Raw genomic sequence first — 24,205 nt, forward strand, 5'->3', positions numbered from 1 at the left:
TTACTTACTTAATTCTTTTCCGAAAGCGGTGAGGAACTCATCGGCATGTGCTTTGGTCAACGCCAGTGAAGGCAGCAAACGGATCACATTAGGTTTAGCCTCGCCGGTGAATATCTTATGCGTATGCAGCAGTTCCTTTCTCACATGCGCCAGCTCAGCAGGCAGCTCAATACCAATCATTAATCCCCGGCCTCTTACTTCTATTACTTTATCAAAGGTGCGCAGTTGCTCCATCAGGTACGCACCAACGGTAGCGGCATTTTCGATCAGCTTTTCTTCCTGGATCACTTCCAGCACAGCCAATGCTGCGGCGCAAGCCAGGTGATTACCCCCAAAGGTGGTACCCAGCATACCGTATACCGGCTGGAATTTAGGCGCAATGCTGATGGCTCCTATCGGGAAACCATTGCCCATACCTTTAGCCATGCTATAGATATCGGCCTGCACGCCTGCATAATCGTGAGAATAAAACTTACCGCTTCTGCCATAACCACACTGTACAGCGTCTGCAATAAATACTGCGTTGTGCTGGTCGCATAAGGCCCGGATCTTCCGCAGGAACGATTCGCTCGCTACATTGATACCGCCTACACCTTGTATCCCTTCAATGATCACAGAAGATACTTCATATTGCTGAAAAGCCTGTTCCAGCGCTGCTTCATCTTCCCATGGCAAAAATACCACGTTGTCAGTTTCATTCACCGGCGCTACGATCTTCGGATTATCGGTGGCCGCTACTGCCAGGGAAGTTCTGCCGTGAAAGGCTTTTTTGAAGGCAATGATCTTCTTTTTACCATTGTAAAAAGAAGCCAGCTTCAATGCATTTTCATTGGCTTCCGCACCGGAGTTACATAAAAACAGCTGGTAGTCTTCCTTACCGGACACTTTGCCCAGCATGGCCGCCAGTTGCTCCTGCAAAGGCATCTTTACAGAGTTGGAATAAAAGCCTACTTTATGCAGCTGGTCTGTTAACCGCTTTACATAGTGCGGATGCGTATGACCAATGGAAATTACGGCGTGACCACCGTACAGATCCAGGTATTGTGTACCCTTATCATCCCAAACATTGGATCCAAGGGCTTTTTCTATAATGATATCGTTGACAGGATAAACATCAAAAAGTTTCATGTTGGCGAAAAATTAAAATGGTAAAACATTTAGAATACGATGGACTTCAGTTTCAGTCCCGCCGTTTCATCCAGTCCGCATACCAGGTTCATGTTTTGTACAGCCTGGCCGGAAGCGCCTTTCAGCAGGTTATCTTCAATGGAGTGGATCACCAGTTTATCGTCCACTTTTTCCAGTTGAATTAAGCACTTGTTAGTGTTCACTACCTGCTTGAGGTCTATCTGTTTTTCGCTTACATGGGTAAACGGATGACCGGCGTAAAAATCTTTATACAGCTTTACAGCGGCCTCCAGTGTTAAGTCGGTGTGCAGATACGATGTTACCCAGATACCTCTTGGGAAATCGCCCCGTACCGGCACAAAATTAACTTCACCATCGAAGCCTGGCTGCAGGAGCTGCAGGCTTCGTCGTATTTCTTTCAGATGTTGATGACTCAGTACCTTATAAGTAGAAATATTATTGGCTCTCCAGGTAAAATGCGAAGTGGACTGCAGACTTTGTCCGGCGCCGGTAGAACCGGTGATACCGGTGGTATGTACCGTTGTCAGCAGTTCGGCTTTAGCCAGTGGCAGCAGTCCCAGCTGGATGCCGGTGGCAAAGCAACCGGGGTTGGCAATGTTCTGTGCGGTTTTAATCAAGTCGCGCTGCATTTCCGGTAGTCCATATACAAAGGTCCGGCCTTTCACGGTTTCGCCTAAGCGAAAATCCTGGCTGAGGTCAATTATTTTCACATGGTCTGCTATATCTGTTGCCTCCACGAATTTCTTAGATTCGCCATGGCCCAGGCAGAGGAACATTACGTCAATATCGTTACTAAGTTCACCGGTAAATAATTGTTCTGTTTCCCCCAGCAGATCGGCATGTACAGCGTATAACGGGTTACCTGCGTTGCTACGGCTATGTACATACGAAATGGTTACATCCGGGTGGTTTAATAAAAGCCGGATCATTTCACCGCCTGTATATCCTGCTCCCCCGATGATGCCAACCTTTATTTTTTTATCGTTTGCCATTACCTGCTGATTTAGATAGAATTTTTAACCTGGTGCCAGATCATGGTCTGGTTGCCAAAAATTTTGCTGAATCCCCTTACATCGTCTCCGCTCCAGCCGCTGTTCATTTCACCATATTTACCAAACTTGCTGCTCATCAGGTCGTACGGAGAATTGATACCGGTTACCTGGAAGCGATAAGGCATCAGGGTCACAAATACTTCACCGGTTACATTTTCCTGGGTGTTTTGCAGGAAGGCTTCAATGTCGCGCATTACCGGGTCCATGATCTGGCCTTCGTGCATATAGTTGCCGTAGAATTGCGCCAGTTGGTCTTTCCAGCTCAGCTGCCATTTGGTAAGTACGTGTTTTTCCAGTGCGTGGTGCGCTTTGATGATCACCATGGGCGCAGCAGCTTCAAAGCCTACGCGGCCTTTGATACCGATGATAGTATCGCCCACGTGGATATCGCGGCCAATGGCAAACGGACCCGCGAGGGTTTGTAAATATTGAATGGCTTCAGAAGGGTGACCGAATGGCTGATCATTCACTGCTTTGAGCTCTCCTTTTTCGAAAGTTAATTTTACCTGCTCTTCACCCTGTTTGGTAAGCTGAGTAGGCCAGGCGGCTTCCGGCAGCATACCATTGGAAGTCAGCGTTTCTTTACCTCCTACGGAAGTTCCCCACATACCTTTGTTGATGGAGTACATGGCTTTTTCGAAGTTCATGTCTACACCTTTGGATTTCAGGTAGCTGATTTCTTCTTCGCGGCTCAGCTTCATGTCGCGGATCGGGGTGATGATTTCCACACCGGGGATCATGATATGAAATACCATATCGAAGCGTACCTGGTCGTTACCAGCACCGGTGCTACCGTGCGCAACTGCATCGGCGCCTACTTCCTTCACATATTCCGCGATGGCCAGTGCCTGGCTCATACGCTCTGCACTTACGCTCAGTGGATAAGTATTGTTCTTCAGTACGTTACCGAAGATGAGATATTTGATTACGCCATCATAATAAGAACGTATCGCATTAACAGTTTTATGACTTTTAACGCCCAGGTTGTAAGCGCGCTTTTCAATTTCCTGCAGCTCTTCTTCAGAAAAACCGCCAGTGTTAACGATCACTGAATGCACTTCATATCCTTTCTCTTGGGTCAGATATTTTACGCAATAGGAAGTATCAAGTCCTCCGCTAAATCCCAGTACTACTTTTTTCATTATGACATCTTTTTTTATAATTCCAGATAACAATATTTACAGGCCTGTAATCAGAACAGGAAAAATTTCTTTTTAGATCCGGTGGCGCCACCTTCTTTTTTGCTGTTGAGCAAAACAAATCTTTTAAAACGCAACCATCGCTCATACAATCTTATATTTCCTTTAAATCTGCGGCGGCGGCGTTCGTGATGCATGTGCCCGCTGGCGTTGACAGACAGCTGTGGCGTAGTAGCGGTAGCTTCGGCAGCGGCTTTTTCCGCCATGGCTTTTTCTTCCGCTTCCTTCAGCTTTTCCAGCGGATCGTATAACATGGCTGTGCAGAGGCAATTCTTCCGCTGCTTGCTGGTGAGAATATCGAAATTCACACAGCTGCGGCATCCTTTCCAGAACTCTTCATCGTCGGTCAGTTCTGAATACGTAACGGGTTCATATCCCAGCTCTGAGTTGATTTTCATTACTGCCAGCCCGGTCGTTAATCCAAAGATTTTGGACTCAGGATATTTCTCCCTGGACAGTTCAAATATTTTCTTTTTAATCGATTTAGCTACGCCATGGCCTCTGAAGGCGGGATTCACGATAAGACCAGAGTTGGCTACGAATTTCTCATGTCCCCAGGCTTCTATATAACAGAAACCTACCCAGTCGCCCTTGTCAGTAACAGCAATCACTGCTTTACCTTCCTGCATTTTCAGCTCTACATAAGCAGGAGAACGTTTTGCAATACCTGTTCCTCTTGCTTTGGCAGATGATTCCATCTCGTCGGTGATGGTATTTGAATAGTGAATATCGTCAGGAGTGGCTACCCTAACGATGATATGTTGATTTTCCAACTTTTTAAATTGAAATCGTGAATCAATAAACTACATTGAAATTCCATTACTGGAAGGCTCACCGGATGATTGGGGAATCACGGTGCGATAGCGGCCAATATTTTTTAGACAAGCGCTATCAAATTCTAGGTCGTCGGGAAAGGAATCTAAAGACATTGAACCCAACAGAATATACCCCTTTGTTTAAAGCGGGATGATATGCAGAGATGTTGGTATGAGTTGCGGTTTTTTCCAACTTCAGTTCAGCGTTAAATTGTTATAAATATTGTCTTTAGTTTAGATTATCCGCAAAGTTATAACAATATCTTTTTAAATAGTCGAATTTTTTTTAAGGAAGCAGGAATTTTAACAAACCACCTTCCTGGTGTCCGGCTGACACGCAAAAGCAGGTCTTATATATTATTATTTTTCACATTGAGTATGAAAGAGATGGGCGAAGACAAGCACGGAATGCCCCGCTCCTGTCTTCGCCCATCTCTTTTTTCATACTCACTAAATATATGGGTACCGGGCTCCTTACAGGGTAATCACTCCCAATTCGGCAATTCCGGCCCAATCCTGTGAAGCATCTGCCGGCGCTACCGCCACAAAACGGATGTAGCGGGCTGCTGTGGCCTTGAAAGCCACATTTTGCTGCACAGGACTATTTTTAATATTGGCAAACTGCCCGCTGGCCACTGGCTTACCCCAGTTTTTACCGTCGGTGCTGGTGTAAAATTCGTATCCATATACAATACCGCCTAGAGATTCGCTCGTAGCCGGCATATAGGTAAATCCTTTCAGAGAAAGCGTTTCGCCCAGGTCTACCTGGAACTCATGCGGATATTTGGCTGTCGCCTGGCGATCAGTCACGTATACGGTAGCCTTGTTACCATCTATCGCAGCTCCCGCTTCATGGTCCTTTGCTGCCGCATCAGCCTGTATTACCTGCCATTTGGCGGGCGCCACATCAAAAGCAGCAATGGCCTGGTCGCTCGCATTGCCATTTTTCAGAAATGCTTTCGCTTTTACAGTACCTCCACGCGGTAAGGATAACTGGGTGTTTTTGTCAAATACGGGCGACTTCATCTCAGGCATGCTGCCATCGGTAGTAAAGTGGATCACCGGGTCGGCCGACGCACAGGTAATATTAATATGCCCCGCTTTGTCCCGGCTGATTTCGGGGGTAGCCAGCACGCCAGGCGCCTTATACAGCTGCACTTCACTGATCACTGGCGCTGCCTTAGCATCCAGGATATTGATACGCACCTGCGTGGTGGTATAATCCGGTAACAGTAATATGCGCTTATGGCCGATAGTAGTTTCCCTGGCCACTTCCTTCATCTTTCCCTTCTCCAGTATTTCTACACTGAAGGCCTTTACCCGTTGTCCAAGTGCAATATATTCCTGCAGTACTACGCGGTTAAAAGTAACCGGCTTTTTATATGTCAAGGTAATAGCAGCGGTGGTGGCATCATCGCTGGTAGCCCAATAGGTGCCGTTGGTGCCATCATTGAGGTGAGCTACTTTCACCGCCGCGTTATTGCTCCGCGTATGGGTGGCAGTCACCACAGCCTGTTTTGCCAGGTTGTTTTTGAAGGTAGCATCTAGCACGCGGCGCAGCTCCATCAACCGGGTAGAATCGTTCGGATGAATGAGCCCATCGCGGTCAACCGGCACGTTGAGGATCAGGTTACCATTACGGCCTACGGAACCATAATAGATATCCAGCAGATGGGATATTGATTTAACTTTATCGTTGGTATCGGGGCTGTAGAACCATCCTGGCCGGATAGACACATCACATTCAGCAGGAATCCATTGTTCGCCGTCCTCATTACCTTCATTCAGCGATTTGGTAGGAGGGCCGCCAGCACCGGGCGTAAAACCCTTTACATTGAGCGTGCTCCAGTTGGTAGTACCGGCAATACCATTTTCATTACCCACCCAACGGCAACCAGGACCTACATCGCTGAAGATAACGGCGTTGGGTTGATTTTTATATACTACGCTGTGAAACAGGTTCCAATCGTATGGCTGTTTGATATTGCCGCCGTTAGCGCCATCGAACCATTGCTCAAACACAGGACCATAGCCGGATAACACTTCGTTGAGGGTATTGGCAAATACCTGGTTGTATGTAGGGGTACCGTATTCAGGATGGTTACGATCCCAGGGAGAAAGGTATACACCGAACTTCAACCCATATTCTTTACACGCAGCAGAAAGTTCTGCCAGCACATCCCCTTTTCCATCTTTCCAGGCGCTTTCTCTCACAGTATGCGTACTGTACTTGCTGGGCCATAAACAAAAGCCATCATGGTGTTTGGCCGTAATCACAATTCCCTTCATACCGGCCAGTTTGGCGGTACGCGCCCATTGACGGGCATCCAGGTGAGTGGGATTGAATACTTTCGGATCTTCATCTCCATGTCCCCACTCTTTATTGGTGAAGGTATTGGGACCAAAGTGTATGAACATGTAATATTCCATGTCATTCCAGGCCACCTGCGCTTTTGACGGCAAGCTGCCGTAAGGCTTGATCTCCTGGGCCATCGCGATATTAAAGCCCAGCAAACCTGCAAGGAGTAACGTTTTTTTCTTCATTAACAGCAGTAAATTTCGGATTACGGATGAAAGCGAAGATATACCAGATAACTATACAGATCCAATCCCAAATTCCCTATTCATAATTGAATTTTCACCTTAGCAGGATATGGCCGCCTGGCGCTTTCTCCCCCGGCACTACCGTTTATCACAAAAATGTAAGAATATTGTGGGTAGGGATAGCATAGATAAAGCAATTTTTATAAATTTAGTCCCTCCTTAACGTATTAATGTATACGCTGATAAACTTTGAACAATGATTAAACAACCACTGCATCGCAGAAGCTTCCTGAAGAACACAGTAGCTGCAGGCGTAGGTCTCTCTATGCTCGGCTCTTCAGCCAAATTATTTGCCAATGAGAAGAAACCCAAAGTAAGAATCGGTGTTATTGGCGTGGGCGCACGCGGACTGGGTCACCTGAATTTCTTCCTTCACCGTGAAGACGCGGAAGTAATCGCTTTCGCAGATCCGGATACTGCATTCACCGTTCCGAAGGCAAAAGCCATGATCGAAAAAGCCTACGGCACTAAAAAGAAAGTAGCAGAATACACCAATGGTCCGGAAGATTTCCGTAACCTGCTGAAACGCGACGATATCGACGCAGTGGTGATTGCCACACCCTGGGAATGGCACTCTATCATGGCTATCGCCGCTATGAAAGCCGGTAAAACACCTGCTGTGGAAGTATGTGGCGCCTCCGACATCCAGGAGTGCTGGGAGCTGGTAAATACCAGTGAACAAACCGGTATCCCTGTATTCGGTATGGAAAACGTGTGCTACCGCAGAGACGTAATGGCCGTATTGAATATGGTACGCCAGGGTTTATTCGGTGAACTGATCCACCTGCAGGGCGGCTACCAGCACGACTTGCGCGGCGTGAAGTTCAACAACGGCAAGCAATATTATGGTGGAGGAGTAGAATTTGGTGAAAAAGGCCTGTCCGAAGCCAAATGGAGAACTAATCACTCCGTACATCGCAACGGCGATTTGTACCCTTCCCATGGTCTGGGGCCGATCAACAACATGATTAATATTAACCGCGGTAACCGTTTGCTGTCGCTCACTTCCGTGGCTACCAAATCACGCGGTTTACATAAATACATCGTTGACAATGGTGGTGAAAACCATCCTAATGCCAAAGTAGAGTTTAAACTGGGCGATATCGTATCTACCCTGATTAAAACCAACAATGGCGAAACCATCATGTTATCGCACGACACCAACTCCCCGCGCCCTTACTCCCTGAACTTCCGCGTACAGGGCACCAATGGCCTGTGGATGGATGACCAGCAGTCTATTTATATCGAGAAGAAAAGTAAATTCGACGAATGGGAAAAAACCGGCGATTTCAAAGATGCTGAAAGCTACTTTGGCAAATACGACCACCCCCTGTGGAAGAAATATGCCAACGACGCTGCTGGCGCGGGGCACGGTGGTATGGACTGGTTTGTACTCAACTCTTTCCTGGAGTGTGTAAAACGCGGTGCACCTTATCCACTCGACGTATACGACATGGCTACCTGGTACGCCATCACACCGTTGAGCGAACAGTCTGTAGCAGAAAGCGGCAGCGTACAGTTCATTCCTGACTTCACCCGTGGTCGCTGGATGAACAGAACGCCGATTTTTGCACTGGATGATCAATACTAAAAGCGAATACCGCATAAAACGAAAGCAGCGAAGGAACCAGGTTCCTTCGCTGCTTTCGTTTTATATTACTTTATGCTTAAGCTTCTGCTGCCACGGCAGCTCCTACTGTTACACCATCTTCAATAGTGGTTACATATACCTCCGGAGTTTTACCATATTGCTTTTCATAGGCTGATTGCACATAGGCCACGAAATCGTCCACCTGGTCGGCTTTTACCAGGTTGATGGTACAACCGCCAAAGCCTCCACCCATTACACGGGCGCCGGCAACTTCTTTTCTTTGCTTTGCAAGCGATACCAGGAAGTCGAGCTCCGGGCAACTTACCTCATATAATTTGCTCAGCCCTTCGTGGGTAGCGTACATCAGGGCACCAAATTGCTGCAGGTCGCCCTGTTTCAATAAGGTAGTGGCATCCTGTACCCGCTGTATTTCTGCAATCACATAAGCACAGCGATCATATACTTTAGGCGGCAGTTGTCCTTGCACCTCATTGAGCATAGCCATGGTAGCGTCGCGCAGGGATTTAACTTCCGGGTGGCCTGCCTGTATTGCTTTTACGCCTTCCTCGCATTGCTGGCGGCGTACATTATATTCTGAGGATGCCAGGGAGTGATGTACCATGGAGTTACACAGTACAATTTTATAATCAGGGAAATTAAACGGGAAATATTCAAAAGAAAGGCTGCGACAGTCCAGGCGCATTACCTGGTTCTTTTTACCATGCAGGTTGGCAAACTGGTCCATGATACCACATTTCACACCAGGAAAGGTATGTTCTGCCTTCTGACCGATGAGCGCCATATCCATTCTTCCCAGCTCATAACCGAGCAGGTGGTCCAGCGCGGCTACCAGGCCACCTTCTACCGCAGCGGAGGAAGACATGCCCGCCCCTACCGGGATATCACCTGCTATCACACAGTCAAATCCCTGAACAGGTAATCCACGTTCCTGTAACTGGTATACTACACCCATGAGATAGTTGATCCATCCTGGCGTAGGCTTTACATTGTCCAGCGAAAAAGATACGGTTTCATTCATGAATACCGCATGGGCATTACATTGCCGGGTATTATTGAGCGCAATAGCGTAGACTATTTTCTTATCGATAGCTGCCGGTAAAACAAAACCATCATTATAATCAGTATGCTCTCCTATCAGATTGATTCTTCCTGGGGAAACAACCATTAACGGCTCTTTTTCAAATAAGTGGATAAACTGCTCCCTGGTGTTCTGTATCATTCAAAAAATATTAAACGTAAAATTTACACCTAAAAATATAAATAATGATTCAGAAAAAAAAGCCCAAAGCAAAAAGCTATTGTGGAGAATGATTAAAGCGAATTTAAATACTCGCTAAATTCTTCTTCGCAATAGCTTTTTGCTTTAGACTTTTTGCTTTAGGCTTTCTTTGAGCCTCCGGCGCTATTTACCAATCTTATCTCCTACCAAGGCGTAGAAGAGAATATAGATATAGCAGGGCACCATGCAATACAGGAAGGCGTGTCTGAAGTCGATGCTGGCGCTGTACAGGAAACTGAACATGCTGTGTTGATCGAACATACCGCTATAGATCTGGGGGATTACACCACCGCCGGCAATACCCATGATCAGCAGGGCGGAACCGATTTTGGTAAAGCGGCCCAGGCCATCAATCGCCATTGGGAAGATCGCAGGCCACATCAGGGCGTTGGCCAGTCCCAACAGGGCGATGAAAGTTACTGCAGAAAAGCCGGTAGTAAAATAAGCCGCAGTGGTAAACAGTACGCCCAGTACGGCAGAAATCTGTAATCCTTTTTTACCGCTGAGATATTTTGGAATGGTGGCAATACCGATCACATACCCTACCAGCATGGCTACCAGGGTAAAGGTGGTGAAGTATTTAGTATCGTCTACACTCATTCCCAGGGATTTGCCATATTGACCGATTACGTCGCCGGCCATTACTTCCACTCCTACATATACAAAGATGCAGAGTACGCCCAGCAGCAATTGTGGAAACTGGAATACGCTGGTTTTACCGGTGGTAGCGGCAGCAGTAGATTCATCTTCTGTGTTGGTATCTATTTCAGGTAAGGAAGAACGTTTGAGCAGGAAAGCCAGGATGGTTAATACGATGGCGATAGCTACATAGGGTCCGATAACGCGGGATGCCAGGCTGTCCAGTAAAGCGTTTTTCTGTGCTGCATCTACGGCTGCCTTGATATCGGCTTCCAGTTTTTCAGCTCCTTTTAATACGATAGAGCTGAGAATCAATGGTGCTAATGCACCGGCACTTTTATTACAGATGCCCAGAATACTGATACGTTTGGCCGCACTTTCTTTTGGTCCGATGATACTGGCGTAAGGGTTGGAAGCGGTTTGCAGTAAGGATAATCCGGCTCCCTGGATAAATAACCCGGTCAGGAACATACCAAAACTACGGGCATTGGCTGCAGGGATAAACACTAGCGACCCAATGGCTATAATCAGGAGTCCTAAAGCCATCCCATTCTTAAACCCTGTTTTATTCAGGATCATGGAAGAAGGAATGGAGAGGAAGAAATAGGCCATATAAAAGGCCATGGTTACCAGGAGCGCCTGTGATACATTCAATTCACACACTATCTGGAAAAACTGGATCAGGGTGCCATTGAGCCAGGTAACAAACCCGAATACGAAGAACAATATGCCGATAATGGCCATTGATTGCGCATACCCGGCCTGCCTGGTAGGTACGTTCATTGTTACTGTTTGGTTGGACATAATCTGTCTGAATTATTTTTTTTGATAAACACGAACATAGTCAAACTTCTCCTATATTTCTTGTATATTTCGCAAATATTTTTGCTAAAACGTTTTACCTAATTAGTAAATTGCAAGAATTATTTTACTTTTTAAAAATTTTTAAAAAAATAATTATACATTTATCCGGCAAAATTTCACTGTAACTTAACACGTTTATGACTCAGCAATCAAAACAAAGCGCACAAAGTACTCATCCTTCGTTCTTTGTGCTTATTCTGGTTTTCTTTTTCTGGGGATTTCTGGCTGCGTCCAACAGTATCTTTATCCCTTTTTGCAAATCGCACTTTAACCTTACCCAACTGGAGTCTCAACTGATCGACTTCTCTTTTTACAGCGCCTACTTTATCGGCTCCCTGATCCTGTACCTGGCGTCTACGGCGAGGAAAGTAGATATCCTGAATAAGATCGGGTATAAAAAGGGTATTATTTACGGTTTATTGATCTCCGTACTGGGATCAGTAATCATGATTCCATGTGTCAACAAAGAAAAGATTGTTCCTATTAAAGAAACCATCACAGATATCAACGGTTTCCAGGTAGATCAACAGTTACAGACTTCTGACCGCCAGGTGAAAATCCGCCGCGAGAAAGAGGCCGACACTTACTCCCTGTTGATCAGCAACAACGAATCAGCGGAGAAGTATACTTCCAATACCCAGCTGGCTTCCGCAGTTTCCGGTGGCTTTACCAAAGACGACGAGCATCACCAGTATAAGGCTACCTTCACCAAAGCCAACCTGGAAAAGGTGATCACCGTACTGGATACAGACTATAAACAAACAGTTACTTTCGGTTATTTTGCACTGATCCTGATGGCCCTGTTTATTGTGGCTTTAGGATTTTCCCTGCAGCAAACAGCTGCCAACCCATTTGCCATCCTGCTCGGCGATCCTGCCAAAGGTGCGCATCGCCTGAACCTGGCAGGTGGCGTCAACTCATTCGGTACTACTATCGGTCCCATTATCGTGAGCATGCTGCTCTTCGGTAACATCAAAGGCGGAGAAGTAAGTACAGATATCAGCAAGATCAACACTTTATACTTCCTGCTGATTGCCCTGTTCCTGATTGCCGCGGCCATCTTTGCTTTTGTGAAGATGCCGGAAAGCCAGGACACTGAAGCGTTTGAGTCTTCGCCCAAAGCGACGAAATCATTACTCGGTATCACCTTCATGTTCATCCTGATCCTCATGGGATTGGTACTGAAATTTGAACTGCCACTCTTCATCGCCGGTATCGTAGGTATCATCGGCATCCTCTTCTACACTAAAATATCGTCTGCCAACAATAGTGAAGGCTGGGGCGCCATGAAATATCCTCAGCTGATCCTGGGTATGCTGGCCATCTTCATTTACGTAGGCGTGGAAGTAACCATCGCCAGCAACCTCGGCGCCTTACTGAAACATCCGGGCTTCCTCACAGAAAAAGGATTGGCGGAATCAGAACTGGATCCTTATGTTTCCCTGTTCTGGGGCAGTATGATGATCGGTCGCTGGACAGGCGCCATCAGCGTATTCAATGTTTCTAAAACCGTACGTAACATATTATGTGTCATCGTTCCGTTTGTGGCGTATGGCGTAATTCTTGGCGCCAACAGCATTAAAGGCAACGATATCACAGTATTATTCCCCTATGCCATCTGTATCGTAGTACAGATTATCGGCTTCTTCGCGGGACAGGATAAACCTGCTAAAACCCTGATGGTCTTCGGTCTGCTGGGTGTAGCCTCTATCCTCATCGGTTTATTCACTTCCGGTCAGCTGGCTACTTTTGCCTTTATCAGTGGCGGATTATTCTGCTCTGTGATGTGGCCCAGCATCTTCGCCTTGTCGATCGCAGGGCTGGGTAAATATACCGGTCAGGGCTCTGCCTTCCTGGTAATGATGATTCTTGGTGGATCACTGGTACCTCCGGTACAAGGTGGTCTGGCAGATATTTCAAGCATTGGTATTCACGCCTCTTACATTATCCCGGCGCTGTGCTTTGCTTATCTCGCGTTCTTCGCATTTAGAGTTAAAACCATTTTAAAATCTCAAGGTATTGATTATGAGTCAGCAGTTAGCGGTGGGCATTGATATTGGAGGCACTAACACCAAATTTGGAATTGTAGATCGCAGGGGAAATATTTTATGTGATGGTCGTATGTTGACCAACCAACATGAAGAAGTATCTGGCTTTCTCGATGAATTACACGGACACCTGGCTGCGCTGATTGAGCAGGTGGGAGGTATTGAAAATATAAAAGGTATCGGCGTAGGCGCCCCCAATGGCAACTACTATACCGGTAATATCGAATATGCGCCAAATCTGCGCTGGAAAGGTGTTGTACCTCTGGCCAGTTTACTGGAACAGAAATTTGGCCTGCCCACCGTACTCACCAACGACGCTAATGCGGCTGCCTTGGGAGAACTGATTTATGGCGCTGCACGGGGCATGAAAGACTTTATCGTGATCACGCTGGGTACTGGCGTAGGCAGCGGTATTGTTGCCAACGGACAGCTGATCTATGGTCATGATGGTTTTGCTGGTGAGCTGGGTCACTGTATCGTGATTCCCGGCGGCCGCTACCATCCGGGCACCGGCGCACATGGCTCGCTGGAAGCCTACGCTTCCGCTACCGGTGTTACCAACACTGCCATCGAGTTCCTGGCTACCCGTCCGGACACTCCCAGCCTGATGCGCGAACACACCAAAGAGGAAATCAACTCCAAACTCATTTATGAAGCTGCCATGAAAGGCGATCCTCTGGCCATGGAAGTATATGAGTTCACCGGTAAAATACTGGGTGAAGCGCTCGCCAATTTCGTGATGTTCTCCAGCCCTGAAGCCATTGTACTTTTCGGCGGCCTCACCAAAGCCGGCGACCTGATCATGAAACCTGTGCGGGAACATATGGAAAAGAACCTGCTCCCGATATTCCAGAATAAAGTTAAATTGCTGTTCTCTGAACTGAGAGAAAGCGATGCAGCGATCCTGGGCGCCAGCGCATTGGCATGGGAGATGAAAGACTAGCTGCCGCCACGGTGTTGCAAGCTAAACGCATATAAAATGCTTTTTATGAAAGATAGAAGATCATTCCTGAAAACAGCGGCCCTTGGCGCCGCTGTTTTCTCTTTGGATGGAGTAACGGGAACGCCTGCACGTTCACAGGGGAAAAGTAAATTCGTAAAGGGAAAGCCCATCGTGGTATCGACCTGGGATTTTGGACGCGCCGCCAACGCCGCCGCCTGGGAAATCCTGAAAAAAGGAGGGCGCGCCCTTGATGCCGTTGAAGCAGGTGTTAGAGTACCCGAAGCCGACCCCAATAACCACACTGTAGGCTATTCCGGCTATCCCGACCGCGATGGCCGCGTGACCCTCGATGCCTGTATCATGGACGAACACGGCAACTGCGGCTCCGTAGGCGCCCTCGAACATGTTACCCACGCTATTTCCGTAGCCCGTATGGTGATGGAAAAAACGCCACATGTAATGCTGGTAGGCGATGGCGCCCTGCAGTTTGCGCTGGCCAACGGCTTTCAGAAAGAAAACCTGCTCACACCAGAATCGGAAAAAGCATGGAAGGAATGGCTTAAAACATCAGAATACAAACCGGTTATTAACATAGAAAACAAATCCTATACACCCACCAACGGCGCCACCGCCTTCAATCCGCTGATGCTGCCAGGGAATGTGTATAACCATGATACCATCGGCATGGTAGCCATGGACGCCGAAGGTAACCTCTCCGGCGCCTGCACCACCAGCGGTATGGCCTTCAAATTACATGGCCGCCTGGGAGACTCCCCCATCATTGGCGCGGGCCTCTATGTGGACAACGAAGTTGGGGCTGCTACCAGCACCGGTGTTGGAGAAGAAGTAATTAAAATAGTTGGCAGCCACCTCGTTGTAGAACTGATGCGCCAGGGTTATCCACCGGAAAAAGCCTGCAAGGAAGCAGTAGAACGCATTGTGAAAAGAAGCCCTTCCAAAGCAAAAGAAATACAAGTGGGTTTCCTCGCACTCAATAAAAAAGGCGAACACGGCGCCTATTGCCTCCAAAAAGGATTCAATTACGCCGTTTGCACCAGCGATACCAGCAATATTTTAATTGATGGTAAACATTACTTTTAATAAATGAGCGGAAAGCAGAAAGCAGAAAGCAAAAAGCTATTGAAGCGGGTAAATAGTGCGAATACCAATTCGCACAGGTCATTCGCTTCAATAACTTTTTGCTTTCTGCTTTCTGCTTTCCGCTCCTAAAAACAATCATATGGCTTTTACCCTCGAAATATGCGCCGCATCAGTAGCGAGCTGCCTCGCTGCAGCAGAAGGAGGCGCTAACCGCATAGAACTCTGCGACAACCTGCTGGAAGGTGGCACCACCCCCAGCTATGCGACCATTGCACTGGCCAGGGAAAAAGTAAAAATAGATCTCTACCCTATTATACGCCCACGCGGCGGCGACTTCCTCTACTCCGACCTGGAGTTTGAAGTCATGAAAAAAGATATTGAGCTATGCAAACAACTGGGCTGTAATGGCGTAGTGATCGGCATCCTGCTACCCAACGGACGGGTAGACCAGGAAAGATGCCGCATACTCACCCAACTGGCATGGCCCATGGGCGTTACCTTTCACCGCGCATTCGACATGACCGACAACCCGTTTGAAGCATTGGAAGATATTATCTCCATTGGCTGCGAACGTATTCTCACCTCCGGCGCCCGCAATACAGCAGTAGAAGGCGCTGCACTCCTCAAAGACCTGCTGGAACGCGCCAACGACCGTATTGCCATCATGGCCGGTTCCGGCGTGCGCGCTACCAATATTGCTCAACTCATCCAAACCACCGGCATTACCGAATTCCACACTACCGCCAAAGCTTACGAAGAAAGTAAAATGGTGTACAGAAATCCCAATGTAAGCATGGGCGGGATTCCCGGCGTTCCGGAATACGGTATCTCCGTTACCCAGAAAAAAGAAGTCGCATTAATCCGTGAAATTGGCGAGAAAACATTATTATCTTAGCCCTCATTGTTGAGCTGACTATCCTGATTTTAGCTGTTGTATCTGAAACCCTTATTTATTAATTATAAGCTGGCGGCCAGGGGCTGACCACACAAAGTGAACAACGAAATGAAAAAACTAATCATTGCAACGGGCTTGTTGCTTGGCGGATTTTTTGCGCAAGCCCAAATCAAAGGGGTAAAACATGTCATCCTGATTGGCATGGATGGCTTTGGGGCTTACAGCTTTCCAAAGGTCGACAACCCCAACATGAAACAAATGATGCAGGAGGGCGCATGGACGCTTCAGGCCCGCAGTGTATTACCCTCTTCCAGTGCGGTGAACTGGGCTTCCATGGTGATGGGCGCAGGCCCCGAATTACACGGCTATACCGAATGGGATAGTAAAAAACCGGAACTTCCCTCCCGGGAACTCGATCAGTATGGGATGTTCCCCTCTATCTACACCCTGTTGCGGGAACAAAAACCCCAATCAGAGATCGGTGTCATTTACAGCTGGAGCGGAATCGGGTATCTCTTCCCAAAAGCAGCCGTGAACAAGGATATGGCCTGTCATGATAACGACAGTTTAGCAACAGCCGCATCTATTGCGTATATTAAAGAAAAGAAACCGGACTTCCTGTTCGTCCACTTAGATGAACCGGATCACACGGGGCATAATATTGGTCATAACATTCCGCCTTACTTTGACCAGGTACACAAAAACGATGTGCTGCTGGGACAAATATTACAGGCGGTAAAAGATGCCGGCATGTGGGACAATACCATTATCCTGCTCACCGCAGATCATGGCGGTATTAACAAAGGACATGGTGGCAAAACGATGGAAGAAATGCAGGTTCCCTGGATCATCCGGGGGCCTGGCATCGCTAAAAATAAAGAGATTAAAAGCAGTGTAATGACCTATGACACTGCGGCTACGCTCGCCTGGATCTTTGGTTTAAAAACACCACAGGTATGGACGGGCAGACCAGTAAAGGAAGCTTTTAAATAAGAATGCTATGAAAAAAATGCTGCTGAGTACCCTGGTATGTTTTACCAGCTTCACACTTTTTGCACAGGTACAAAAAGTGAAAGTACTGACCTACAACATTCACCATGCAGAAAACATGAAGCAGGTGCTGGACGTTCAGGGCATCGCCAATGTAATACTGGCCACCAATCCCGACCTGGTGGCGTTACAGGAAGTAGATAGCGTTACCGGCCGTACCCACCAGTCAGATCAACTCAAGGAATTAGCTTCCATTACAGGCATGTACACCTATTTCGTGAAAGCGATGGACTTCGATGGCGGCGGATATGGTACCGGTGTCCTTTCCCGGTACCCTATCAACAGCAGCACTACCCTCCCATTACCTTCCACCAAAGGCAATGAGCCCCGGGCAGCTGGCATTGTTACTGTGAAATTACCCGGGAACGACAGTACCCTGAGCTTCGTCACCACCCATCTCGACGCAGGGAAGCGCGCTACCGATCGTATTGCACAAGCCAATGCACTGGCTACCTACTTCAAAGAAACCGCTACCCCTGTGATCATGGCAGGCGACTTCAACTCGCTGCCTGCTTCTAAGGAGATAGCTATACTTAAAGAAGTATTTGCTGATGCTACCTCCCAGATGGGACCTACCTTCCCATCGGATACGCCGAAGATCAAAATAGATTATATCATGGCAGCTCCCAAACACAAATGGACCGTGGTGGCAGCACGTATTATCGAAGAAACTGTAGCATCCGATCACCGGCCCGTACTCTGTGAACTGGAGCTGAAGTAACGCAGGATGCGGAAAGTTGAAAGCGTAAAGCTAAATACCTGTCCGCTACAATTGCTTTTGCTTTCAGCCTTTAGCTTTTATAAAAAACAATCCATTATATGACAATGAAAAATGTATTACACCTATGCCTGGTCGCCGCCTTCGCGGGATTGTGGGGCTGCTCGGGCACACAAGGTGTCACTGCTCCCAAAGGCAAGGTGAGCATCATTCCTATGCCGGCAAGCATCAGCGAAAAAGCAGATTCTTTCCTGCTAGATAAGCAAACGATCATCGTAGCCAACAACGATGGCGACAAAAAAAACGCCGCTTTATTCAACGCATGGCTCAAAGAACTCACCGGTTATGAACTGGCAGTTAAAGACCAGGGCGATAAAAATGCGATCATTCTCCATACCGGCACCGATACTACTAACGCCGAAGGATATACGCTGAATACAGACCACAACAGTGTTATCATTAATGGTAACAGCGGTGCGGGTACTTTTTATGGCGTACAGACCTTAATCCAGTTATTACCGGTAGAAAAGGCCCATGCCTTGTACATTCCGGGCGTAAGCATTACTGATGCTCCCCGATTTGCCTACCGTGGCATGCACCTCGATGTGGGCCGCCATTTCTTTTCCGTTGATTTCATCAAGAAGTATATCGACCTGCTGGCCATGCATAAGATGAATACCTTCCACTGGCACCTGACAGAAGACCAGGGCTGGCGCATCGAAATCAAAAAATATCCCCGCCTCCAGGAAATTGCTTCCAAAAGGAAGGAAACCATGGCTGGTCGTTATGCCGACAATAAATACGATGGCAAACCTTATGGTGGCTATTATACACAAGAGCAGGTGAAAGAAGTAGTGAAATATGCCGCTGATCATTTTGTAACCGTTATCCCGGAGATAGAAATGCCAGGCCACTCACTCGCAGCGCTCACCGCCTACCCTAACCTGGGATGTACCGGTGGCCCCTACGAAGTAGGTACCCGCTGGGGCGTATATGACGACGTATACTGCGCCGGCAACGACAGCGTATTCCTGTTCTTACAGGACGTGCTGGATGAAGTATTGGAACTGTTTCCCAGCAAATACATTCACATCGGTGGTGATGAATGCCCAAAAGTACGTTGGGAGAAATGTCCTAAATGCCAGGCCCGCATGAAGCAGGAAGGCCTGAAGGACGAACACGCACTGCAGAGCTATTTCATTCACCGGATGGAAAAGTATCTGAACAGCAAAGGCCGGCAGATCATTGGCTGGGATGAAATCCTGGAAGGCGGCCTGGCACCCAACGCCACGGTGATGAGCTGGAGAGGCATTGAAGGAGGTATTGCAGCTGCCCAGCAAAAACATGGCGTGATCATGACGCCTGGAGAGTACTGCTACTTCGACCACTACCAATCTAAAAGTCCCAACGAACCGCTGGCTATTGGCGGCTTCCTGCCGGTAAGCCAGGTATATTCCTACGAGCCGGTACCAACAGAACTGAGCCCCGAAGAAGGAAAATATATCAAAGGTGCACAGGCCAACCTGTGGACAGAATACATCGGCAACACTGATTACCTGGAGTACATGGCTTATCCGCGTGCCTGTGCACTGGCAGAAGTATTATGGTCTCCTAAAGACAAGCGTAACTACGACAACTTTGTAGACCGTTTGAAAGTACATGTAAAACGGCTCGATCTGAAAAAGGTAAATTATGCCAAGCATGTATTTGAAGTGACCGGTAAAGCGGTCGATAATGGCAAAGGTGGGGTGGAAGTAGTGCTGGCCGCCAAGCTGGACGGTGGTAAAATATTTTTCACAACCGATAGTACCGCCCCTACCCCTCAGGCGACTCCTTATACACAACCTGTACAGATCACCAAATCCGGTACCGTACGAGCGCAGGTATTCCTGGATGGTAAACCTTTTGGCGGTGAGTATAACCAAACATTCCTCTTCCATAAGGGTATTGCTAAAAAGGTAACACTGGCTACAGCCCCCGACAAGAGCCATAGCCCTGTCAGCAACTTTATACTGGTAAACGGTATTGAAGGTAATGCGGCCTATAACGATGGCGAGTGGTTCGGATTTAAAGGCGGTGATATGCTGGCAATAGTGGAACTGGATAGCTTACAGGATATTCACCTGGTAGGTATTAACACCATCAACGCAAAAGGCGATTGGATTTATCCTCCCAAACAGGTTACTTTCTCGGTTTCAGACGATGGCAAAACCTTTAAGGAAGTGTATAAACAGAATACTTTCACACAGCAGGGAATTAATAAAGTACGGGGACAACTGCAACAGGTTCGCGGCCGTTTTGTGAAACTGCAAATGCAGAATTTTGGTAAAATCCCTGCAGGTGCAGCAGGAGCCGGAAATGGCGCCTGGCTGTTTGCCGATGAGTTGATCATCAACTAGAAAAATAGAAAACCGTTAGTGCAATTGTACTAACGGTTTTCATCTTATGACTCCTACACCAAAATATGTGATACGGCTTTCAGCCGCTGTATACTAAACATATTAACGAGACAAAATATTAAATGGTTTCATACAAGCTAAAGAAATAAAAAATTAAATATTGCTAAATGATAATGTGCATTAGCAGTAAATTCTTTAATTTTCCGGCTCGTTTTTAAACCGCATCTAATCAAAAACGTTTACAAATGACGATTAATCATCAGGAAATCGAACTGATCGACAGCTTTGAACAAATTGCTGTGGAAATACACCCTTCTGCCAAAGAGGGCTCCAAAGCAGTGGCGCAGGAAATTGCCGCGTTGATCCGCGAAAAGCAGGCTGCCGGTCAAAAATGTATCTTAGGACTTGCTACAGGCTCTACTCCTAAATACATGTACGCAGAGCTCGTACGTATGCACAAGGAAGAAGGCTTGAGCTTCAAAAATGTGATTACTTTTAACCTGGATGAATATTATCCCATAGAGCCGGATGCTTTACAGAGCTACAACCGCTTTATGAAAGAACATCTCTTCAATCATGTAGATATCCCGGAAGGCCAGTACTTCATTCCGGATGGTACGATCCCGAAAGATCAGATCAAAAAATACTGTGAAGAATATGATAAACGCATTGAAGCCTTAGGTGGTATCGACATCCAGGTACTGGGTATCGGTAACAACGGTCATATCGGTTTCAACGAACCCGGCGCCAATATCAACTCCCACACCCGCCTGGTAACACTCGACAACAGTACCCGTTTGGCTAACGCCTACGAATTTCCTAACATGAGCCAGGTACCTCGTCTGGCCATTACAATGGGTCTTAGCAGCATCTTCAAAGCCAAACGCATTTTGCTGATGGCCTGGGGTTCGCACAAAGCCAAAATTGTACGCCGCTCCGTAGAAGGTCACAGTACCGACCAGGTGCCTGCCTCCCTGCTTCAGCAGCATCCTAACTGCAAGTTCACCATCGATGAACAAGCTGCAGCAGACCTTACCCGTTTCAATGAACCCTGGCTCACTGGCGATTGCGAATGGACCCCTGGTTTGATCCGCAAAGCAGTAACCAGCCTGGCATTAAAGCTGAACAAGCCTATCCTGATGCTCACCGATAAGGACTATAACGAAAATGGTTTGAACGACCTGATCGTACAATACGGTTCCGCTTATGAGCTCAATATCAAAGAATTCAACGCTATCCGCGATACCATTACCGGCTGGCCCGGCGGCAAACCTGGTCCCCAGTTGCCTCACCACCCGGAACGTTCAGAGCCGGCTAAAAAACGTGCCCTGATCTTTTCTCCGCACCCCGATGACGATATCATCTCTATGGGTGGTACTTTTATCCGTCTGCATGAGCAGGGTCATGATGTACATGTAGCTTACCAGACTTCCGGTAATATCGCCGTAACAGACGAGTTCCTGCTGCGCTTTATCGACTTTGCCGTAGGGTTCGAAGGGATGTTCGACATTGATAAGAGCAAGAGCTCTATGATCCTGGATGAGGCCAAAGCGTTTATCCGCACCAAGAAACCAAGCCAGAAAGATACCCCGGAAATCCGCGCTATCAAAGGATTGATTCGTCGTTGCGAAGCCAAAGCTACCTGCCGTTACGTGGGTATTCCCGAAGAAAACGCACATTTCCAGAACCTGCCTTTCTATGAAACCGGCCTGGTGGAAAAGAAGCCAATGGGACCTGAAGACGTAGCATTGACCGTGGAACTGCTCCGCAAACTGAAACCACAACAGATCTATTGTGCAGGCGACCTGGCCGATCCGCATGGCACCCATAAAGTATGCCTGGACGTTATCTTCGCCGCACTGGAAATCGTGAAAACAGAAGACTGGGCCAAAGATTGCTGGGTGTGGCTGTATAAAGGCGCATGGCAGGAATGGGATATCCATGAAATTGAAATGGCTGTTCCAATGAGCCCTGACCAGGTACTCCAGAAACGCCTCGGTATCTTCATTCACCAGAGTCAGAAAGACGTAGTGCCTTTCCAGGGTACCGACCTTCGCGAATTCTGGCAGCGTGCTGAAGACCGTAACGCCAACACCGCTTCCCTCTACGACCGCTTAGGTTTGCAGCAATATGCCGCTATGGAAGCCTTTGTACGTTATCATTTCATGTAAATAAATCTTAATACAGGGATTTTTCCCTGTCCGCTTGAAATCCGGGCAGGGGAAAATCCCTAAATTTATACCATGAATCTGAGCAGAGCGATCGCAATCGCCACCGAAGCACATAAAGACCAGTTGGACAAATACGGACAACCCTACCTGGGACATGTATTCCGGGTAATGCAAATGGGGCGTACCGAAGATGAAAAAATAGTAGGCGTCCTGCACGACCTGGTAGAAGATACCGACTGGACATTTGAAGCATTGGAAAAAGAAGGCCTGGCGCCACACTTACTGGCTGCCCTGTATTGTGTTACCAAATCCGATGAAGACGAAGATTACAACCATTTTATAGACCGCACCTTGCAGAATCGCCTCGCCTGCGCAGTTAAACTGAACGATCTCACTGATAATATGGATATTCGTCGCATGCCATACGTACAAGAAATAGATGTTGCCCGGCTGAACAAATACCTGCACGCTTACCGGAGAATTGCTGCCGCTGTTATCCAGTAGAACTTTTTTATAATACCTTCCGATTAAACTATTAAATTACAGTAGAAAACAGAATAACCATCAATGGAAAACGACATCCTCATTGACTTCAGGTTTGCCAAAGAAAAGCCCAGGTTCGGTGAATTATTCTTAATTACCGGAGAAGAGCATCCCAAGTTTCCACCAAGGAATAAAAACTTCGCTGCCCTGGCGCCGCTGGGTTTTGAGCAACTCGATGACTTTTTCGGTATACTCAACAGTGAAGACACCGGAGACGATGTACTGGTATGGCTCTTCCCAATGCTCAACGGAGAAGAGGTGTTTCACAACAGCGGCCCGTTCGACGCCATCAGGCTATCTTACAGCGCCCTCCGTAATGCACCCGCCAATATTGCCCTGCTCCAGGAATGTTTCAACGCCATTAAAGGCATGCCTGATGTGGAAGTACAGTTCGAAGATAATACCATCCGCGACTTTGCCCCCATACAACAAAAAGCCGACGAAATTGTAGCCTACTGGCGGGAAAACGATATTGAACCCGGCTCCGAACAAAGTCTCCTGGTAGAAGAAGAGGAAGATGAAGACTGGGAAGACGATGACTGGGATGAAAACGACGACTGGGAAGAAGAGGAAGATGCAGGAAACAAAAAAGAAAAATAATAACAGGATAAAGCAGGCCCACAACGCCTGCTTTTTTTATTCATATAATTCGTAATTTGAGTCCACACTGTACCTGACCTATAACGCCAACAACCATTTATGAAAAAACAAGCCAACAAAAGAGGTATTGCAGCCTTATTGCTCATAGCCACGTTAATACTTGTATTGCTTATTTCCGGCATTCCCTCTGTCAGTAGGGCCAATAAGAAGAATTGCCTGCCTACCAGCGGGGTAGTACAGGAAATTAAAAATGGCTCCCCTGGCATTGTTATTCATTTGAAGAATGATCCCAAAATTTATTATATCTCCAAAAAAGCTATGGGCCACCTGAGCTCCAACCAGCTCGATCAACAATTACGCGGCAAAAATATCCAGCTGTTTACGGCAAAGGACTGGTCTCCCCTCGACCCTTTTTCCAGCATGAAACAAATTCATCGCCTTCAGATAGCCGATACAGTTATCTTTTCTGAATTCTAGGCCTAATCTTTGTGCGGATGCAGCCCAGATGGAGGTCAGAGTCCCTC

Annotated in this window: 18 protein-coding genes and 1 pseudogene; 12 read left to right on the forward strand and 7 right to left on the reverse strand. The window is 47.4% G+C overall.

The features are described 5' to 3' along the window. The 5 genes from HGH90_RS07670 to HGH90_RS07690 all read right to left on the reverse strand — a co-directional run bounded on the left by HGH90_RS07670 (position 1) and on the right by HGH90_RS07690 (position 6,759). Positions 1-1,128 carry an aspartate aminotransferase family protein gene (locus tag HGH90_RS07670; RefSeq protein WP_168762239.1) on the reverse strand — a complete coding sequence of 376 codons (1,128 nt, stop codon included), beginning with the start codon at positions 1,126-1,128 and terminating at the stop codon, positions 1-3. Between the two features lie 29 nt (positions 1,129-1,157). Then, positions 1,158-2,141: an N-acetyl-gamma-glutamyl-phosphate reductase gene (gene argC, locus HGH90_RS07675; RefSeq protein WP_169190759.1), complete on the reverse strand. Its 984-nt coding sequence runs from the start codon at positions 2,139-2,141 to the stop codon at positions 1,158-1,160. 11 nt (positions 2,142-2,152) lie between these two features. After that, positions 2,153-3,343 carry an argininosuccinate synthase gene (gene argG / locus HGH90_RS07680; protein WP_211092853.1) on the reverse strand — a complete coding sequence of 397 codons (1,191 nt, stop codon included), beginning with the start codon at positions 3,341-3,343 and terminating at the stop codon, positions 2,153-2,155. Positions 3,344-3,393: 50 nt separating this feature from the next. Beyond that, the gene (locus HGH90_RS07685) at positions 3,394-4,173 is read right to left on the reverse strand and encodes a GNAT family N-acetyltransferase (RefSeq protein WP_168762237.1); all 780 of its coding nucleotides are present in this window, start codon (positions 4,171-4,173) and stop codon (positions 3,394-3,396) included. A gap of 516 nt (positions 4,174-4,689) precedes the next feature. Next, positions 4,690-6,759, reverse strand: coding sequence for an alpha-L-fucosidase (locus tag HGH90_RS07690; RefSeq protein ID WP_169190760.1), 2,070 nt, complete (start codon positions 6,757-6,759; stop codon positions 4,690-4,692). Between the two features lie 256 nt (positions 6,760-7,015). On the opposite strand from HGH90_RS07690, the gene HGH90_RS07695 reads away from it, so the two are divergent. Further along, positions 7,016-8,410, forward strand: a complete 1,395-nt coding sequence (locus HGH90_RS07695) for a Gfo/Idh/MocA family protein (RefSeq protein WP_211092852.1) — start codon at positions 7,016-7,018, stop codon at positions 8,408-8,410. Positions 8,411-8,486: 76 nt separating this feature from the next. Here the strand turns inward: HGH90_RS07695 and galK are convergent, their stop codons facing one another. Both galK and HGH90_RS07705 read right to left on the reverse strand, forming a co-directional pair. Beyond that, positions 8,487-9,650 (reverse strand): galactokinase, encoded by a 1,164-nt coding sequence (gene galK, locus HGH90_RS07700; protein WP_168762235.1) that lies wholly within the window; start codon positions 9,648-9,650, stop codon positions 8,487-8,489. Positions 9,651-9,833: 183 nt separating this feature from the next. After that, a complete protein-coding gene (locus tag HGH90_RS07705) occupies positions 9,834-11,153 on the reverse strand; it encodes a sugar MFS transporter (RefSeq protein WP_168762234.1) in 1,320 nt (439 codons plus the stop codon). Between the two features lie 197 nt (positions 11,154-11,350). Here HGH90_RS07705 and HGH90_RS07715 point away from each other — a divergent pair, with 197 nt between their 5' ends. The 11 genes and pseudogenes from HGH90_RS07715 to HGH90_RS07765 all read left to right on the forward strand — a co-directional run bounded on the left by HGH90_RS07715 (position 11,351) and on the right by HGH90_RS07765 (position 24,158). Then, the gene (locus tag HGH90_RS07715; protein ID WP_211172583.1) at positions 11,351-13,267 is read left to right on the forward strand and encodes an MFS transporter; all 1,917 of its coding nucleotides are present in this window, start codon (positions 11,351-11,353) and stop codon (positions 13,265-13,267) included. Beyond that, a complete protein-coding gene (locus tag HGH90_RS07720; protein ID WP_168762233.1) occupies positions 13,239-14,204 on the forward strand; it encodes an ROK family protein in 966 nt (321 codons plus the stop codon). The genes HGH90_RS07715 and HGH90_RS07720 overlap by 29 nt, the downstream gene beginning before the upstream one ends. A gap of 45 nt (positions 14,205-14,249) precedes the next feature. Next, positions 14,250-15,305 carry a N(4)-(beta-N-acetylglucosaminyl)-L-asparaginase gene (locus HGH90_RS07725; RefSeq protein WP_168762232.1) on the forward strand — a complete coding sequence of 352 codons (1,056 nt, stop codon included), beginning with the start codon at positions 14,250-14,252 and terminating at the stop codon, positions 15,303-15,305. 139 nt (positions 15,306-15,444) lie between these two features. Continuing rightward, on the forward strand, positions 15,445-16,200 hold the full coding sequence (locus HGH90_RS07730; RefSeq protein ID WP_168762231.1) for a copper homeostasis protein CutC: 756 nt from the start codon (positions 15,445-15,447) through the stop codon (positions 16,198-16,200). 108 nt (positions 16,201-16,308) lie between these two features. After that, positions 16,309-17,193, forward strand: a complete 885-nt coding sequence (locus HGH90_RS07735; protein ID WP_211092850.1) for an alkaline phosphatase — start codon at positions 16,309-16,311, stop codon at positions 17,191-17,193. Between the two features lie 7 nt (positions 17,194-17,200). Continuing rightward, the gene (locus tag HGH90_RS07740) at positions 17,201-17,971 is read left to right on the forward strand and encodes an endonuclease/exonuclease/phosphatase family protein (protein ID WP_168762229.1); all 771 of its coding nucleotides are present in this window, start codon (positions 17,201-17,203) and stop codon (positions 17,969-17,971) included. Positions 17,972-18,069: 98 nt separating this feature from the next. After that, positions 18,070-20,367 (forward strand): beta-N-acetylhexosaminidase, encoded by a 2,298-nt coding sequence (locus tag HGH90_RS07745; protein WP_211092849.1) that lies wholly within the window; start codon positions 18,070-18,072, stop codon positions 20,365-20,367. 239 nt (positions 20,368-20,606) lie between these two features. Further along, positions 20,607-22,538: pseudogene (gene nagB, locus HGH90_RS07750) on the forward strand (glucosamine-6-phosphate deaminase); the annotation flags it as partial. Positions 22,539-22,610: 72 nt separating this feature from the next. Then, on the forward strand, positions 22,611-23,042 hold the full coding sequence (locus tag HGH90_RS07755; protein WP_168762227.1) for a phosphohydrolase: 432 nt from the start codon (positions 22,611-22,613) through the stop codon (positions 23,040-23,042). A 63-nt stretch (positions 23,043-23,105) separates the two neighbouring features. Continuing rightward, entirely contained in the window at positions 23,106-23,681 is a 576-nt protein-coding gene (locus HGH90_RS07760; protein ID WP_168762226.1) for a hypothetical protein, read from the forward strand. Positions 23,682-23,780: 99 nt separating this feature from the next. Next, a complete protein-coding gene (locus HGH90_RS07765; protein WP_168762225.1) occupies positions 23,781-24,158 on the forward strand; it encodes a hypothetical protein in 378 nt (125 codons plus the stop codon). Positions 24,159-24,205 lie beyond the last annotated feature (47 nt).

This window comes from Chitinophaga sp. Ak27 (assembly GCF_012726295.1).
GTDB lineage: Bacteria > Bacteroidota > Bacteroidia > Chitinophagales > Chitinophagaceae > Chitinophaga.